At 67.8% G+C, this 17,318-nt stretch carries 10 protein-coding genes and 2 rRNA genes; 5 read left to right on the top strand and 7 right to left on the bottom strand.

Annotated elements, in window-relative coordinates:
* Positions 1-147: 147 nt before the first annotated feature.
* The 4 genes from KV381_RS04535 to KV381_RS04520 all read right to left on the bottom strand — a co-directional run bounded on the left by KV381_RS04535 (position 148) and on the right by KV381_RS04520 (position 3,173).
* Positions 148-1,338: a lipid-transfer protein gene (locus KV381_RS04535; protein ID WP_030633883.1), complete on the bottom strand. Its 1,191-nt coding sequence runs from the start codon at positions 1,336-1,338 to the stop codon at positions 148-150.
* Complete coding sequence (locus KV381_RS04530) at positions 1,335-1,802, bottom strand: Zn-ribbon domain-containing OB-fold protein (protein ID WP_078611116.1); 468 nt, start codon at positions 1,800-1,802, stop codon at positions 1,335-1,337. Before KV381_RS04530 ends, KV381_RS04535 begins: the two co-directional genes overlap by 4 nt.
* A 91-nt stretch (positions 1,803-1,893) precedes the next feature.
* On the bottom strand, positions 1,894-2,259 hold the full coding sequence (locus KV381_RS04525; RefSeq protein WP_218784673.1) for a DUF962 domain-containing protein: 366 nt from the start codon (positions 2,257-2,259) through the stop codon (positions 1,894-1,896).
* Positions 2,260-2,366: 107 nt separating this feature from the next.
* Complete coding sequence (locus tag KV381_RS04520) at positions 2,367-3,173, bottom strand: M15 family metallopeptidase (RefSeq protein WP_218784671.1); 807 nt, start codon at positions 3,171-3,173, stop codon at positions 2,367-2,369.
* A gap of 96 nt (positions 3,174-3,269) precedes the next feature.
* Between KV381_RS04520 and KV381_RS04515 the strand changes: the two genes are divergently transcribed.
* The gene (locus KV381_RS04515) at positions 3,270-3,833 is read left to right on the top strand and encodes an NUDIX domain-containing protein (protein ID WP_218784669.1); all 564 of its coding nucleotides are present in this window, start codon (positions 3,270-3,272) and stop codon (positions 3,831-3,833) included.
* Between the two features lie 41 nt (positions 3,834-3,874).
* On the opposite strand, the gene KV381_RS04510 is transcribed toward KV381_RS04515, so the two are convergent.
* Entirely contained in the window at positions 3,875-6,238 is a 2,364-nt protein-coding gene (locus tag KV381_RS04510) for a glycoside hydrolase family 31 protein (RefSeq protein WP_218784667.1), read from the bottom strand.
* Between the two features lie 218 nt (positions 6,239-6,456).
* On the opposite strand from KV381_RS04510, the gene KV381_RS04505 reads away from it, so the two are divergent.
* Together KV381_RS04505 and KV381_RS04500 are read left to right on the top strand one after the other, a co-directional pair.
* Positions 6,457-8,448 (top strand): acetoacetate--CoA ligase, encoded by a 1,992-nt coding sequence (locus KV381_RS04505; protein WP_030080228.1) that lies wholly within the window; start codon positions 6,457-6,459, stop codon positions 8,446-8,448.
* Between the two features lie 63 nt (positions 8,449-8,511).
* On the top strand, positions 8,512-9,396 hold the full coding sequence (locus tag KV381_RS04500) for a hypothetical protein (protein ID WP_098026185.1): 885 nt from the start codon (positions 8,512-8,514) through the stop codon (positions 9,394-9,396).
* A gap of 90 nt (positions 9,397-9,486) precedes the next feature.
* Here KV381_RS04500 and ptsP read toward each other — a convergent pair whose 3' ends face one another.
* Together ptsP and KV381_RS04490 are read right to left on the bottom strand one after the other, a co-directional pair.
* Complete coding sequence (gene ptsP, locus KV381_RS04495; protein ID WP_218784665.1) at positions 9,487-11,157, bottom strand: phosphoenolpyruvate--protein phosphotransferase; 1,671 nt, start codon at positions 11,155-11,157, stop codon at positions 9,487-9,489.
* Between the two features lie 76 nt (positions 11,158-11,233).
* On the bottom strand, positions 11,234-11,683 hold the full coding sequence (locus KV381_RS04490; protein WP_030080222.1) for a PTS glucose transporter subunit IIA: 450 nt from the start codon (positions 11,681-11,683) through the stop codon (positions 11,234-11,236).
* Positions 11,684-12,373: 690 nt separating this feature from the next.
* Between KV381_RS04490 and KV381_RS04485 the strand changes: the two genes are divergently transcribed.
* Positions 12,374-13,886 (top strand): 16S ribosomal RNA (locus KV381_RS04485).
* Positions 13,887-14,187: 301 nt separating this feature from the next.
* A 23S ribosomal RNA gene (locus KV381_RS04480) occupies positions 14,188-17,311 on the top strand.
* The 16S and 23S rRNA genes sit together here, the layout of an rRNA operon.
* Positions 17,312-17,318 lie beyond the last annotated feature (7 nt).

The following is a 17,318-nucleotide window of genomic DNA, read 5'->3' as shown; positions in this document are numbered from 1 at the left end:
ACGGGGGTCCGGGCACGCGTACGGCCCGTACCCCCGCCGACAGGGGTACGGGCCGCACGCTGTCCGGCGCGCCGGGCCCCGAGTGTTCTGCGGTGGTGACGTCCAGTCAAGTGAAGGGCAGGGAAAACCTGTTGAGGCCGGCCGCGCTCAGCGGACCGCCACCACCGCCGAGCCGTGCCCGAACAGCCCCTGGTTCGCCGTGATGCCGACCCGAGCCCCCGGCACCTGCCGTTCCCCGGCCCGCCCGCGCAACTGCCGCGTCAGCTCGCAGACCTGCGCGATGGCCTGGGCCGGGACCGCCTCGCCGAACGAGGCCAGCCCGCCGCTCGCGTTCACCGGAACCCGCCCGCCCGGCCCGGTCGCCCCCGAACGCAGCAGCTTCGCCCCCTCGCCCGGACCGCACAGCCCGATGTCCTCGTACCACTCCAACTCCAGCGCGGTGGACAGGTCGTAGACCTCGGCCAGCGAAAGGTCCTCCGGCCCGATCCCCGCCTCCTCGTACGCGGTCCGCGCGATCGAGGCCCGGAAGCTCTCGGGCGACGGGTCCACGGCCACCGCCGAGTCCGTGCCGATGTCCGGCAGATCCAGGACGGTCCTCGGGAAGGTCGGCGTCACGGTGGAGACGGCCCGGATCCGCACCGGATCACGCACCCCGCGACGCCGCGCGAACTCCAGGCTGCTCAGCACCAGGGCGGCGGCACCGTCGGACGTGGCGCAGATGTCCAGCAGCCGCAGCGGATCGGCGACCATCGCGGAGGCGGCGACCTCCTCGGCCGTCACCGGCCTGCGGTAGCGGGCGAACTCGTTCAGCGCCCCCGCCGCCGCGTTCTTCACCTTGACCAGCGCGAAGTCCTCCGGCGTGTCCCCGTACAGCGCCATGCGACGGCGCGCGTAGAGCCCGAAGTACGCCGGGTTCGTCGCCCCGAGCACCCGGAAGCGCAGCCAGTCCGGATCGTCCGGACGCTCCCCGCCCGCCGGGGCGAAGAACCCCTTGGGCGCCGCGTCGGCCCCCACCACCAGGACCACGTCCGCCAGCCCCGCCAGGATCTGCGCCCGCGCCGTGTCGATGGCCTGCGCCCCCGAGGCGCACGCGGCGTACACGGACGCCACCCGCGCCCCCTGCCACCCGAGCGCCCGGGCGAACGTCGCCCCCGCCACGTACCCCGGATAGCCCCCGCGCACCGTCTGCGCGCCGACCACCGACCCGACCTCCGGCCAGCCGATGCCCGCGTCCGCGAGCGCCGCGTGCGCGGCGATCCGCCCGTACGTGACGAAGCCGCGCCCCCACTTGCCCCACGGGTGCATCCCGGCCCCGAGGACGGCCACGTCGCCGCTCATGAGGCCTCCCCGCCCGCCGGTACGGGCCGCCAGTGCCACGTCGTGTGTACGGTGCCGGTCGCCCGGTCCTCGTCCAGGACGCCCGGCACCACCTCCACCACCGAGCCGACGGGCAGATCGCCCACGCCGACCCCGGGCGCGGCCTGCCCCAGCACCACCATGCGCTCGGCGGCCAGCTCGACGGCGACCAGGGTGTACGGGACCCAGGGCTCCCCGGGGTCGCTGACGTACGGGGGAGGCGGCCGGTAGCGCCCGTCGGTGCAGGACCACACCGTGCCCCGCTTCGACAGCGGCGCCTCCTCCAACTCGCCGCCGGGGCATGCCGGGTTGCGGCAGTGGTCGTCCTCGCGGGGGAAGTGCACCGACCGGCAGCCGGAGCAGCGGGTGCCCAGCAGCCGGAAGTCCTCCTCCGCGGTGTCCTCGGTGAACCAACCGGCCACCACGGGTGTGCGCGTGCGCGACAAGGCCCCTCCCGGCAACTGGATCTGACGGAACGTCAGAAGTGTGCCACGGGCGCCGTCGTCCGGCGAGGGGTCCGGCCCCGCCTCCTCGGCCTCAGCCGTCCTTCCGGTCCTCCCCGTGCTCGGCCAGCCACTTCGCCGCGGTCTCCGCCAGCTCCGCGTCCCGGCCCGCGAGCATCGTCCGGATCATCTGCGCGTCCCCGCGCAGCGACCACGCCGGATGCCCGAACGTGGCCGGGTTGTTCTTCTCGATCAGGAAGTGCGCGGGCCACGCGGTGCCGTAGCCGATCAGCGGCAGGGCCGCCAGATAGCGCTTACGGCCCCGCGCGAGCCCGTATGCGGAGATCGCGAGCCCGGTCAGGGTGCCGGTCAAGTGGACCCAGCGCGTGGCGGCCCGGGAGTGCATCGCGACGTAGTACGGCCAGAATTCCTCGTACGAATCGAACCTCTGCTGTGACATACGGGCACCGTAGTCGCCCGATCGGCAACCGAACACGCCCCTTTCGCGTCCGAAATGAAGAACGGGCGGCCGGAGCCCACGGGGGTGGTCCCGGTCGCCCGTTCTCCTCAGGGCCTGCCCACCGACCCGCGGTCCACCGGGAAGTCGAAGTAGGTGTCCGGGAACACCTCGGGCCGGTGGGTGAAGTGCCACCACTCCTCCGGCAGGTTCACGAACCCCACCTCGGTCAACGTCCGCTTCAGGAACTGCCGGTTGGCGCGCTGGGGCCCCTGGATCCGGGGGTCGTCCGTGTGCGACAGGGTGTCGAAGCAGTCGTAACCCGTGCCCATGTCCAGCGAGTTGTCGGGGAACCGCTCGCCCTTCGGTGCGAAGCAAGGGGTCAGCCGCTCGCCCGGACGGTACGGCCTGGTCGGCAGGGCCGGCAGCCTCACCAGGGTCAGGTCCACCGTGCTGCCCCGGCTGTGCCCGGACTTCTCGGCGATGTAACCGTCCTCGAACAGCCGGTCCTTGGCGACCCGCGGATAGAACTCCTCCTTCATCGTCTGGTCGTCGAGGTCCTTCGCCCACCGCACGAAGTGGTCCACCGCCCGCTGCGGCCGGTAGCAGTCGTACACCTTCAGCGAGTAGCCCTGGCGCAGCAGTTTCCGCTGTGCCAGGTGCAGGGCGCGGGCGGCGGGCCGGGTCAGGAGGCAGACCGGCTGCCGGTATCCGTCCACCCGCTCGCCCATGAAGGTGTGCGCCGTGGTGTAGCGCATCTCCTGGATGATCGTCGGATCCACCGAACGCAGCGCCACGAACTCCTCGGGAGCCTTCGGTTCGGGGCGCGCCCAGGCCGAGGGGGAGTGGGCGGTGACGGCGAGGAGGACGGCGGCCGTGGCGGCCAGGGCGCGGAGAGCGGTACGCATTCCTGTCATGGGCACACCATCTATCAGTTGGGGCGCCCTGCGGGAAAGGACGCGGCTTCGCGGTCTCCGGGATGCGGGGAGGGGGCGGACCGATACAGTCCGCCCGTGTCCGAACCCGGCGACAGCCCTTCCCCGACCGCCCCGCAGCCACTCCGGTACGTACGGAACTCCCACTGCGGCACCTGCGGAGCCCCGTACACCGGGCTCCCGTCCGCCGACGCCTGGCCCCGCACCTGCACGCACTGCGGAACCACCGCCTACCGCAACCCGCTGCCCGTCGCGGTGGCCCTGCTTCCCGTCATCGGCCCCCGCTCGACCGGGCTCGTCATCATCACCCGCACCATCGAACCGCAGAAGGGCGGCACGGCCCTGCCCGGCGGGTTCATCGACCACGCCGAGGACTGGCGTCACGCGGTCGCCCGCGAGCTGCGCGAGGAGACCGGCATCGAAGCCGCCGCACAGGACGTCCGCCTCGCCGACGCCCTCAGCGACACCGACGGCCACCTCCTGGTCTTCGGCCTCCTCCCGGCCCGCCCCCTCGCGAGCCTCCCGCCCTCGACCCCCACCGACGAGACGTCCGGCTACGACATCCTGTACAGCCCGCGCCCCCTGGCCTTCCCTCTGCACACGGAAGCCGCCGCCGCCTGGTTCGCGGGGCGCCACCGCTGAGAGCCCGGGGCCATACGGAGAGGCGGCCCCTTCCGTAAGCCCTAGGACTCCTCCGCCACCCCCCGCACCCGCACCGGACAGTCGACCCGGCCCTCCGCACCGTCCCGCTCCACCACCACGCGGTCGCCCTCCCACCGCGTCACATACCGCTCGACCTCCGCCTCCGCCCACCCGTCGCCCGGATCCCGCACCACCAGCCCGCCGCCCGTACGCCCCGGCGCGGGCGCCCACACCTCCAGCTCCGGCCCGCCGTCCGCGCCCCGCACCGGAACCACCGCGCCCGCCCGCGCCAGCACCGGCACCCGGGACAGCGGAGCGTCGACCAGGACCTGGCCCGGACCCTCGTACGCCCGCCCGGTCACCGTGTCGTACCACCGCCCCCGGGGCAGCCGCACCGCCCGCCGCCGCGCCCCGGGCTCCAGCACCGGAGCCACCAGCAGCGCGTCGCCCAGCAGGAACGCGTCCTCGCACTCCCGCAGCGCCCGGTCGCCCGGCGCACCCCACCACAGCGGCCGCACATACGGCGCACCGGTCAGCCGCGCCACGTGCGACAGCGTCACGAAGTACGGGCGCAGCCGCTCCCGCTCCACCAGTGCCGCCCGCGCGGCCTCCAACGCCTCCGGCCCGAACTCCCAAGGCTCCCGCCGCCCCGCGCCGGTCGCCGAGTGCGTACGGAACAACGGCAGATACGCCCCCAGCTGGAACCACCGCACATACAGCTCCGGCGACGGGAACCCGTCGAACCCGCCCACATCCGGGCCCGAATACGGCACCCCGCACAGCCCGAGCCCCACCACCAGCGACAACGACGCGCGCAGCCCCGGCCACCCCGTCGACACATCACCGGACCAGGTGCCGCCGTACCTCTGCATCCCCGCCCAGCCCGACCGCGAGAAGAGGAATGGCCGCTCCTCCGGGCGGAACCGGAGCAGCCCTTCATAACCCGCCCGCGCCATCGCCAGGGCGTACACGTTGTGCGCCTCGCGATGATCACCACCGGCGCCCTCCAGCGCGTGCCGGGCCGAACGCGGCAGCGACGGATCCCCGAACGCCGCGAAGGACACCGGCTCGTTCATGTCGTGCCAGACCCCCGAGAAGCCCTGCGCAAGCCGCTCCTCGTACAGCGATCCCCACCAATCCCGCACAAGCGGATCGGTGAAGTCCGGATAGACGGACGCCCCCGGCCACACCTCCCCGACCACCACCCGCCCCCGCGCGTCCCGGACGTACGCACCCCGCTCACCCACCGACCGCCCCGCGTCGAACACCGCGTCGCCCGGCTCCGCCTTCACCGCCGGATCCACGATCGACACCAGCCGCACCCCGTCCTCGCGCAACTCCTTCGCCAGCGCGGGCAGACCGGGGAACCGCTCCCGGTCCACCGTGAACACCCGGTGCCCGTCGAAATGGTCGATGTCCAGATGCAGCACGGACAGCGGCAGCCCCCGCTCCCGGTACCCGGCGACGACCCGCCGCACCTCCCGCTCACCGCCGAACCCCCACCGGGCGTGCTGCGGCCCCAGAGCCCAGGACGGCGGCAGCGCCGGCGCACCCGTCAACGCCGTCCACCCCTGGAGCACCCGGGCCGGCGTCCCCGCCACCACCCAGCAGCGCAGCGGACCGCCCTCCATCCGCACCTCGCAGGTGCCCGGCCGGTCATGCCCCGAGCCGGCGCCCTCCTCGCCCTCCCGCAGCACCACCCGCCCCGCCCAGCTGTTGTCGTGGAACGCCAGATGCGTCCCCGCGTCCGACACCACCACCTGCACCGGCATCGTCAGATACAGCGGATCGTCCTCCGGGCCGAAACGCCCGCCGGGATCGGTGTTCCACAGCCCGTAGACGCCGTCCCGCAACCGAGGCCCGCCCGCCCGGCCGCCCAGCCCGAAGAACCGCGCGTCCGCCGGCACCTCCGAGCGCTGCACCCACCGCACCGGCCCCCCGCCCACCGGCTCCCACCAGCGCGGCGGCAGCTCCCGCCGCAGCAGCAGCCCGCCCGGCGTCCGCAGCTCCACCGCCCCGGTCCGCGACACCACCACCGTCAGCCGCTCCGAGACCACCTGCCAGCCGCCGTCCTTGTCCGGCTCCAGCACCGCCCGCGGATCCGGCGCGGGAGCCTCGCCCGGCACCGCGTACGACGGCAATGGCTCCGCCCCGTCCCACGCCCAGAACACCGCACCGCCCACCGACACCCGGATCCGCAGCTCCGAACGGGCGAACCGCACCACACCCCCGCCGGGCTCCGGCTCCGCCCCCGTCAGCGCCCCGGGCACCCGGGCCCGCTCCGGCCCGCGCGCCGGCAGTGCCGCCGCGTCCGCGGACCGACGCCGCCACGCCGAACGCACGGTGCGCAGCCCCCGCACCGAACCGACCAACCTCACCCGACGCACCAGGTCACGACCGTCCATGGCGCACACCCTGCCACCCGCCCGACGCGCAGAACCTTCCGTTCAACTCCCGTTCACCCGCTCCGGCCCGAAAGCGACGCAGCCCCTCACAGCGGGGCCACCCTGGTGCCGAAGACGATCACATGGCATCGTCCGTGTCAGCCGCTCACGCGCACACCCCAGCCCGTGCGCGCCGACACGCCCACCCCGCGTACCCGTACAGCCAGGGAGCAGCCCTCATGACCGCAGCCACGCCCGACGACGCCCCGCTCTGGCAGCCCGGCCCCGACCGCATCGAGGCCGCGGCCGTCACCCGCTTCCAGAACTGGGCCGCGACCCGGTACGGCGCCCCGGCCGACGGCGGGTACGCCGCACTGCACCGCTGGTCGGTCGACGAGCTCGACACCTTCTGGCGCGCCGTCGCCGAATGGTTCGACGTCCGCTTCTCCACGCCGTACGAGAGCGTCCTCGGCGACCGCACCATGCCCGGCGCCACCTGGTTCCCCGGAGCCACCCTCAACTACGCCGAACACGCCCTGCGCACCGCCGATGACCCGTCCCGCGCGGACACCCCCGCCCTGCTGTACGTCGACGAGACCCACACCCAGTCCCCTGTCAGCTGGGCCGAACTCCGCCGCCAGGTCGGCGCACTCGCCGCCGAACTCCGCGCCCTCGGCGTCACCCCCGGCGACCGCGTCAGCGGCTACCTCCCCAACATCCCGCAGGCCGTCGTCGCCTTCCTCGCCACCGCAGCCGTCGGCGGCGTCTGGACCTCCTGCGCCCCCGACTTCGGCGCCCGCAGCGTCCTCGACCGCTTCCAGCAGATCGAGCCCGTCGTCCTGTTCACCGTCGACGGCTACCGCTACGGCGGCAAGGAACACGACCGCACCGAGACCGTCGCCGAACTCCGCCGCGAACTGCCCACGCTCCGCGCCGTCGTCCACATCCCGCTGCTCGGCACCGACGCCCCCGAGGGCGCGCTCGCCTGGGCCGCCCTCACCTCCGCCGACACCGAACCGGTCTTCGAACAGGTCCCCTTCGACCACCCGCTGTGGGTCCTCTACTCCTCCGGCACCACCGGCCTGCCCAAGGCCATCGTCCAGTCCCAGGGCGGCATCCTGCTCGAACACTTCAAGCAGATCGGCCTGCACTGCGACCTCGGACCCGAGGACCGCTTCTTCTGGTACACCTCCACCGGCTGGATGATGTGGAACTTCCTCGTCTCCGGCCTTCTCACCGGCACCACCGTCGTCCTCTACGACGGCAGCCCCGGCTACCCGGACATCAGCGCCCAGTGGCGGGTCGCCGAGCAGACCGGCGCCACCCTCTACGGCACCTCCGCCGCCTACGTCATGGCCTGCCGCAAGGCGGACATCCACCCCGGCCGCGACTTCGACCTCTCCCGCGTCCAGTGCGTCGCCACCACCGGCTCCCCGCTCCCGCCCGACGGCTTCCGCTGGCTCCACGACGAGTTCGCCAACAGGGGCGCGGACCTCTGGATCGCCTCCGTCAGCGGCGGCACCGACGTCTGCTCCTGCTTCGCCGGAGCCGTCCCCACCCTCCCGGTCCACATCGGCGAACTCCAGGCCCCCTGCCTGGGCACCGACCTCCAGTCCTGGGACCCGTCGGGCAAGCCGCTGATCAACGAGGTCGGCGAACTGGTCGTCACCAACCCGCTGCCCTCCATGCCGATCCGCTTCTGGAACGACCCCGACGGCAGCCGCTACCACGACAGCTACTTCGACATGTACCCCGGCGTCTGGCGGCACGGCGACTGGATCACCATCACCGACCGCGGCTCGGTGATCATCCACGGCCGCTCCGACTCCACCCTCAACCGCCAGGGCGTCCGCATGGGCTCCGCCGACATCTACGAGGCCGTCGAACGCCTCCCCGAGATCCGCGAATCCCTCGTCATCGGCCTCGAAGAACCCGACGGCGGCTACTGGATGCCCCTCTTCGTCCACCTCGCCGAAGGCGCGACCCTCGACGACGACCTGCGCGCGGCGATCAAGCAGACCATCCGCGAGAACCTCTCCCCGCGCCACGTACCGGACGAGGTCATCGAGGTCCCCGGCATCCCGCACACCCTCACCGGCAAGCGCATCGAGGTTCCGGTCAAGCGCCTGCTCCAGGGCACCGAGCTGGCCAAGGCGGTCAACCCGGGCTCCGTCGACAACCTCGACCTCCTCCGCTTCTACGCCGAACTGGCCGCGAGCCGCCGCGCATAACGCCACTGTCAGTCCCCCTGATTACGCTGAGTGAGCAAGGATTCACCGCGCACAGGGGGACACATGGCGCACACCGACACCACCATGCGACGCACGCTGCGCCGCGAAGCACCCAGCACCGTCGGCCTGCTGGCCGACGCACAGGACTTCGCGGCCATGCGGCACTACCGCACCTTCACCTTCGACGACCACACCGTCTATCTCCAGCAGGTCGAGAGCCTGCTCAAAACGCTCACGGCCCAGGGCGTGCACACCACCGTCGCCCTCTTCGACCCGGAGGACTACGCGGAGTTCTGCGCCGAATCCGGACTCGACGCCGACACCGGAGCCAGCCGCAGCCGCTTCACCGCGGAGATCGCCGCCGCCGGAGCCACGGTCACCTACACCGGCCAACGCCTGAGCGACCTCATCCCCGTCCTCGTCTCCCGCGCGGTCCGCCAGGCCACCTGGGAGTACGCCACCCTCCTCCTCGCCGACCTCGGCAACTGCGCCGACTGCGGCCAGGACATCGGACGCGCGGCCTTCGACCGCGCCTCCCACCTCCTGATGCGCCTGCTGGAAACGGCGGGACCGGGCACCCACCACCTGGTGTGCAGCACCCCGACGGAGAACGACCAGCTCCTGGCCGTGCTCCACACCCACCGCGACACCACGGGACCGGCCCGCCTCGACAGCGCGGAAGGCGCGGAGTTCGCCACCGTCCTCGCGGTCGCCATCGCCCTCGCATCACGCGGGGGAGTCGTCCTGCGCACCAGCGCCCCCGACAGCCCGGACCGCGTCCACGGCTGGCGACTGGCCCACGGCGCACTCGCCCCGCTCACCGCCGGCGAGGTCTTCAACGCCTACTGCACCGACGCGGACACCGGAGAGCCCGTCTCCCCGGAGTCCGGCGTGGAGTACTGCGCGGGATTCGACATCGGAGCCGACCCGGCGGAGCCCCACCACTGAGACGCCGGAGAACACCGGCACACAGCAGGAGGGGCCTCCCACCACCCGGCGGAAAGCCCCTCCTGCTTCAAACAGACGCACCCGCCTCGGCTACTCGCCGGACAGCACCGCCTGAGCGGCGCTGCGCGCCTCGTCGGCGGAGTCGGCGGAACGAGCGGCGTTCGCCGCACGCTCGCACTGCGCCAGCGTGTACTTGGCCAGCGTGGCCCGCACATAAGGAATGGACGCCGCACCCATGGAGAGCGAGGTGACACCCAGCCCGGTCAGCACACACGCCAGCAGCGGATCGGCCGCGGCCTCACCGCACACACCACAGCTCTTGCCCTCGGCACGAGCCGCCTCGGCGGACAGCGCCACGAGATCCAGCAGCGCCGGCTGCCACGGGTCCTGGAGCCGCGACACCGCGCCCACCTGACGGTCGGCCGCGAAGGTGTACTGCGCCAGGTCGTTGGTGCCCAGCGACAGGAACTCCACCTCCTGGAGGATCGACCGCGCCCGCAGAGCGGCCGACGGAATCTCCACCATCGCACCGAACTTCGCCCGCAGCCCGGCCTCGCGGCACGCGTCCGCGAACGCCTTGGCGTCGGCACGGTCCGCCACCATGGGGGCCATGACCTCCAGGTACACCGGCAGACCCTCGGCGGCCTTCGCCAGCGCGGTCAGCTGGGTACGCAGCACCTCGGGGTGGTCCAGCAGACTCCGCAGCCCCCGCACGCCGAGCGCCGGGTTCGGCTCGTCGGCCGGCGTCAGGAAGTCCAGCGGCTTGTCGGCCCCGGCGTCCAGCACGCGCACCACGACACGCCCCTCGGGGAACGCCTCCAGCACCGCACGGTAGGCCGCGACCTGCTTCTCCTCGGAAGGAACCTGCTTGCTGTCGTCCAGGAACAGGAACTCGGTCCGGAACAGCCCCACACCCTCGGCACCCGCCTCGACCGCCGCGGGCACATCGCCCGGACCGCCGACATTCGCGAGCAGCGGCACCTTGTGCCCGTCGGAGGTGGCACCAGGACCGGTGGATGCGGACAGCGCAGCCTTACGGGCGGCAGCGGCGCTCTCCATCTCCTCCCGCTTCTCGGCGCTCGGGTTCACGAAGATCTCACCCGTGCTGCCGTCCACCGCGACGACCGTGCCCTCGGCCAGCTCACCCGCGCCGGGCAGCGCCACCACGGCCGGAACGCCGAGCGCCCGCGCCAGGATGGCGCTGTGGCTGGTCGGCCCGCCCTCCTCGGTGACGAAGCCGAGCACCAGCGTCGGGTCGAGGAGCGCGGTGTCGGCCGGCGCCAGATCGCGGGCGATCAGCACATACGGCTCGTCGCTGTCCGGCACACCGGGCATCGGCACACCGAGCAGCCGCGCCACGATCCGGTTCCGTACGTCGTCGAGGTCCGCGACCCGCCCCGCCAGGTACTCCCCGGCATTGGCGAGCAACGCCCGGTACGCGGCGAAGGCGTCGTACACGCCACGCTCGGCGGTGCTGCCCACGGCGATGCGCCGGTCGACATCGGACATCAGCTCGGGGTCCTGCGCCATCATGGCCTGCGCCTCGAGCACGTGCTGTGCCTCGCCGCCGGCCAGATTGCCGCGCGCGATCAGATCGGCGGCCACGGCCTCCACCGCCTGCCGGGCACGCCCCTGTTCGCGCTCGGCCTCCTCGGCGGGAATCGATTTGGCCGGCGGTTCCAGCACCGCCGTACCCATGTGCCGAACCTCGCCGATGGCCACACCGTGGCTCACGCCGACGCCTCGCAGCGTTGTCTCCATTTCACCCGTCTCCGGTTGTGCGGCGACCGAGTCACCGCGGTGGTTGTGCAACTGGCTCGTCACTGCGCCCGAGGCGCTACTGCCAGCCGAACAGCGTGTCGCCGACCTTCACGTCCCCGTCCTCACGGACGTCGGAGAGCGACTCGGCGGTGGCTTCCAGGGCCACGATCGGGCAGATGGGCGACTTGCCGGCGGCCTCGACCGCGGACGGGTCCCAGCGCACGACGCTCTGGCCCCGGGTCACCGTGTCCCCCTTGTTCACGAGCAGCTCGAAGCCCTCGCCGTTGAGCTGGACGGTGTCGATGCCGAGGTGCGTCAGGACCCCGTGCCCGTCCGCGTCGACGACGACGAACGCGTGCGGGTGCAGGGAGACGACGATGCCGTCGACCGGGGACACGGCCTCCGAGGGCTCGCGCACGGGGTCGATGGCGGTGCCGGGACCGACCATCGCGCCGGAGAAGACCGGGTCGGGAACCGCGGTGAGTCCGATGGCGCGTCCAGCAAGAGGGGACGTCACGTTGGTCATGGGGAGCCTCCCAGGGGGTGGAGATTCAGGTGTCGCCGCCGCGGCTGATGGGGGACGGCGTACTGCTCAGCAGAGTAAGTCATATGAAGTCCCGGTTCCGCCCGAGACCTACCGCTTGGCGGACCTAGGGGTGCACCAGAAACGATTTGCCTCGACTCCCGGCGGCCTGTACTGTCGTACTCCTGCCTGACCCCAACGCGACTTTGAGTCGGGGGTCGGCGGCGACTTTCAAGCCCAGATCCTAACCTTGCCCCTTCCTTCGGCATGCCCGCAGGCCGTGGTCAGGGAGACGGAAAAGGCCTGATAGAGTCGGACTCGCCGAAAGGGAAAGCGCGAAAGCGAATTCCTCGGAAGCGAAATGCAGAACCCGCTTCGACCGGGAATCAGACACGAAAGAGTCTGATAGAGTCGGAAACGCAAGAACGAAGGGAAGCGCCCGGAGGGCCCCGGTGAAACGGGACCGAAGGAAGCGTCCGTTCCTTGAGAACTCAACAGCGTGCCAAAAGTCAACGCCAGATATGTTGATACCCCGGCCTGCTTCGGCAGGTTGGTGGTTCCTTTGAAAGTCCTGCCGTTCCGCTCCTTGTGGGTGGCGGTAGGCAATACACAGCGAGGACGCTGTGAACAACGGGTCTTATTCCGACCGGTTGTTCCGCTCTCGTGATGTGTGCACCCGATTACGGGTAAACATTCACGGAGAGTTTGATCCTGGCTCAGGACGAACGCTGGCGGCGTGCTTAACACATGCAAGTCGAACGATGAAGCCGCTTCGGTGGTGGATTAGTGGCGAACGGGTGAGTAACACGTGGGCAATCTGCCCTTCACTCTGGGACAAGCCCTGGAAACGGGGTCTAATACCGGATAACACTCTGTCCCGCATGGGACGGGGTTAAAAGCTCCGGCGGTGAAGGATGAGCCCGCGGCCTATCAGCTTGTTGGTGGGGTAATGGCCTACCAAGGCGACGACGGGTAGCCGGCCTGAGAGGGCGACCGGCCACACTGGGACTGAGACACGGCCCAGACTCCTACGGGAGGCAGCAGTGGGGAATATTGCACAATGGGCGAAAGCCTGATGCAGCGACGCCGCGTGAGGGATGACGGCCTTCGGGTTGTAAACCTCTTTCAGCAGGGAAGAAGCGAAAGTGACGGTACCTGCAGAAGAAGCGCCGGCTAACTACGTGCCAGCAGCCGCGGTAATACGTAGGGCGCAAGCGTTGTCCGGAATTATTGGGCGTAAAGAGCTCGTAGGCGGCTTGTCACGTCGGATGTGAAAGCCGGGTCTGCATTCGATACGGGCTAGCTAGAGTGTGGTAGGGGAGATCGGAATTCCTGGTGTAGCGGTGAAATGCGCAGATATCAGGAGGAACACCGGTGGCGAAGGCGGATCTCTGGGCCATTACTGACGCTGAGGAGCGAAAGCGTGGGGAGCGAACAGGATTAGATACCCTGGTAGTCCACGCCGTAAACGTTGGGAACTAGGTGTTGGCGACATTCCACGTCGTCGGTGCCGCAGCTAACGCATTAAGTTCCCCGCCTGGGGAGTACGGCCGCAAGGCTAAAACTCAAAGGAATTGACGGGGGCCCGCACAAGCAGCGGAGCATGTGGCTTAATTCGACGCAACGCGAAGAACCTTACCAAGGCTTGACATATACCGGAAAGCATCAGAGATGGTGCCCCCCTTGTGGTCGGTATACAGGTGGTGCATGGCTGTCGTCAGCTCGTGTCGTGAGATGTTGGGTTAAGTCCCGCAACGAGCGCAACCCTTGTTCTGTGTTGCCAGCATGCCCTTCGGGGTGATGGGGACTCACAGGAGACTGCCGGGGTCAACTCGGAGGAAGGTGGGGACGACGTCAAGTCATCATGCCCTTATGTCTTGGGCTGCACACGTGCTACAATGGCCGGTACAATGAGCTGCGATGCCGCGAGGCGGAGCGAATCTCAAAAAGCCGGTCTCAGTTCGGATTGGGGTCTGCAACTCGACCCCATGAAGTCGGAGTTGCTAGTAATCGCAGATCAGCATTGCTGCGGTGAATACGTTCCCGGGCCTTGTACACACCGCCCGTCACGTCACGAAAGTCGGTAACACCCGAAGCCGGTGGCCCAACCCCTTGTGGGAGGGAGCTGTCGAAGGTGGGACTGGCGATTGGGACGAAGTCGTAACAAGGTAGCCGTACCGGAAGGTGCGGCTGGATCACCTCCTTTCTAAGGAGCACTTCTTACCAGGCTCTCGAGTTTGGTCAGAGGCCAGTACACCGGCGAATGTTCGGTGCTGGTTGCTCATGGGTGGAACGTTGACTATTCGGCACGATGATCTGGTTGTCACTAGTACTGCTTCGGCGTGGAACGTGGTGAACAGGGCATCGGGCCGGGCACGTTGTTGGGTGTCTGAGGGTACGGCCGAGAGGCTGCCTTCTGATCCGGTCCCAGTGAACTCGCCTGTTTGGGCGGGGTGATGGGTGGCTGGTCGTTGTTTGAGAACTGCACAGTGGACGCGAGCATCTGTGGCCAAGTTTTTAAGGGCGCACGGTGGATGCCTTGGCACCAGGAACCGATGAAGGACGTGGGAGGCCACGATAGTCCCCGGGGAGCTGTCAACCAAGCTTTGATCCGGGGGTTTCCGAATGGGGAAACCCGGCAGTCGTCATGGGCTGTCACCCGCTGCTGAACACATAGGCAGTGTGGAGGGAACGAGGGGAAGTGAAACATCTCAGTACCCTCAGGAAGAGAAAACAACCGTGATTCCGGGAGTAGTGGCGAGCGAAACTGGATGAGGCCAAACCGTATGCGTGTGATACCCGGCAGGGGTTGCGCATTCGGGGTTGTGGGATCTCTCTTTGCAGTCTGCCGGCTGTGAGACGAGTCAGAAACCGTTGATGTAGGCGAAGGACATGCGAAAGGTCCGGCGTAGAGGGTAAGACCCCCGTAGCTGAAACATCAGCGGCTTGTTTGAGAGACACCCAAGTAGCACGGGGCCCGAGAAATCCCGTGTGAATCTGGCGGGACCACCCGCTAAGCCTAAATATTCCCTGGTGACCGATAGCGGATAGTACCGTGAGGGAATGGTGAAAAGTACCGCGGGAGCGGAGTGAAATAGTACCTGAAACCGTGTGCCTACAAGCCGTGGGAGCGTCGCTGGCAGCACTTGTGCTGTCAGTCGTGACTGCGTGCCTTTTGAAGAATGAGCCTGCGAGTTAGCGGTGTGTAGCGAGGTTAACCCGTGTGGGGAAGCCGTAGCGAAAGCGAGTCCGAATAGGGCGTTTGAGTTGCACGCTCTAGACCCGAAGCGGAGTGATCTAGCCATGGGCAGGTTGAAGCGGAGGTAAGACTTCGTGGAGGACCGAACCCACCAGGGTTGAAAACCTGGGGGATGACCTGTGGTTAGGGTGAAAGGCCAATCAAACTCCGTGATAGCTGGTTCTCCCCGAAATGCATTTAGGTGCAGCGTCGTGTGTTTCTTGCCGGAGGTAGAGCACTGGATAGGCGATGGGCCCTACCGGGTTACTGACCTTAGCCAAACTCCGAATGCCGGTAAGTGAGAGCGCGGCAGTGAGACTGTGGGGGATAAGCTCCATGGTCGAGAGGGAAACAGCCCAGAGCATCGACTAAGGCCCCTAAGCGTACGCTAAGTGGGAAAGGATGTGGAGTCGCAGAGACAACCAGGAGGTTGGCTTAGAAGCAGCCACCCTTGAAAGAGTGCGTAATAGCTCACTGGTCAAGTGATTCCGCGCCGACAATGTAGCGGGGCTCAAGCGTACCGCCGAAGTCGTGTCATTCACACATATAGGGCCAACGCCTGTGTGGATGGGTAGGGGAGCGTCGTGTGCCGGGTGAAGCAGCCGCGGAAGCGAGTTGTGGACGGTTCACGAGTGAGAATGCAGGCATGAGTAGCGATACACACGTGAGAAACGTGTGCGCCGATTGACTAAGGGTTCCTGGGTCAAGCTGATCTGCCCAGGGTAAGTCGGGACCTAAGGCGAGGCCGACAGGCGTAGTCGATGGACAACCGGTTGATATTCCGGTACCCGCTTTGAAACGCCCAGTACTGAATCAGGCGATGCTAAGTCCGTGAAGCCGGCCCGATCTCTTCGGAGTTGAGGGTAGTGGTGGAGCCGATGAACCAGACTTGTAGTAGGTAAGCGATGGGGTGACGCAGGAAGGTAGTCCAGCCCGGGCGGTGGTTGTCCCGGGGTAAGGGTGTAGGACGCACGGTAGGTAAATCCGTCGTGCACATAGTCTGAGACCTGATGCCGAGCCGATTGTGGTGAAGTGGATGATCCTATGCTGTCGAGAAAAGCCTCTAGCGAGTTTCATGGCGGCCCGTACCCTAAACCGACTCAGGTGGTCAGGTAGAGAATACCGAGGCGTTCGGGTGAACTATGGTTAAGGAACTCGGCAAAATGCCCCCGTAACTTCGGGAGAAGGGGGGCCATCACTGGTGATCCGATTTACTCGGTGAGCTGGGGGTGGCCGCAGAGACCAGCGAGAAGCGACTGTTTACTAAAAACACAGGTCCGTGCGAAGCCGTAAGGCGATGTATACGGACTGACGCCTGCCCGGTGCTGGAACGTTAAGGGGACCGGTTAGCTGACTTTCGGGTTGGCGAAGCTGAGAACTTAAGCGCCAGTAAACGGCGGTGGTAACTATAACCATCCTAAGGTAGCGAAATTCCTTGTCGGGTAAGTTCCGACCTGCACGAATGGCGTAACGACTTCTCGACTGTCTCAACCATAGGCCCGGTGAAATTGCACTACGAGTAAAGATGCTCGTTTCGCGCAGCAGGACGGAAAGACCCCGGGACCTTTACTATAGTTTGATATTGGTGTTCGGTTCGGCTTGTGTAGGATAGGTGGGAGACTTTGAAGCGGCCACGCCAGTGGTTGTGGAGTCGTCGTTGAAATACCACTCTGGTCGTGCTGGATGTCTAACCTGGGTCCGTGATCCGGATCAGGGACAGTGTCTGATGGGTAGTTTAACTGGGGCGGTTGCCTCCTAAAGAGTAACGGAGGCGCCCAAAGGTTCCCTCAGCCTGGTTGGTAATCAGGTGTTGAGTGTAAGTGCACAAGGGAGCTTGACTGTGAGACCGACGGGTCGAGCAGGGACGAAAGTCGGGACTAGTGATCCGGCAGTGGCTTGTGGAAGCGCTGTCGCTCAACGGATAAAAGGTACCCCGGGGATAACAGGCTGATCTTCCCCAAGAGTCCATATCGACGGGATGGTTTGGCACCTCGATGTCGGCTCGTCGCATCCTGGGGCTGGAGTCGGTCCCAAGGGTTGGGCTGTTCGCCCATTAAAGCGGTACGCGAGCTGGGTTTAGAACGTCGTGAGACAGTTCGGTCCCTATCCGCTGTGCGCGTAGGAATATTGAGAAGGGCTGTCCCTAGTACGAGAGGACCGGGACGGACGAACCTCTGGTGTGCCAGTTGTCCTGCCAAGGGCATGGCTGGTTGGCTACGTTCGGAAAGGATAACCGCTGAAAGCATCTAAGCGGGAAGCCTGCTTCGAGATGAGTATTCCCACCTCCTTTGAGGGGTTAAGGCTCCCAGTAGACGACTGGGTTGATAGGCCAGATGTGGAAGCCCGGTAACGGGTGGAGCTGACTGGTACTAATAGGCCGAGGGCTTGTCCTCAGTTGCT

It is taken from the genome of Streptomyces sp. WY228 (assembly GCF_019287315.1).
Lineage (GTDB): Bacteria > Actinomycetota > Actinomycetes > Streptomycetales > Streptomycetaceae > Streptomyces > Streptomyces caviscabies.
The sequence above is the reverse complement of the archived record's forward strand: the minus strand, read 5'-3'. Positions and strand labels throughout refer to the sequence as shown.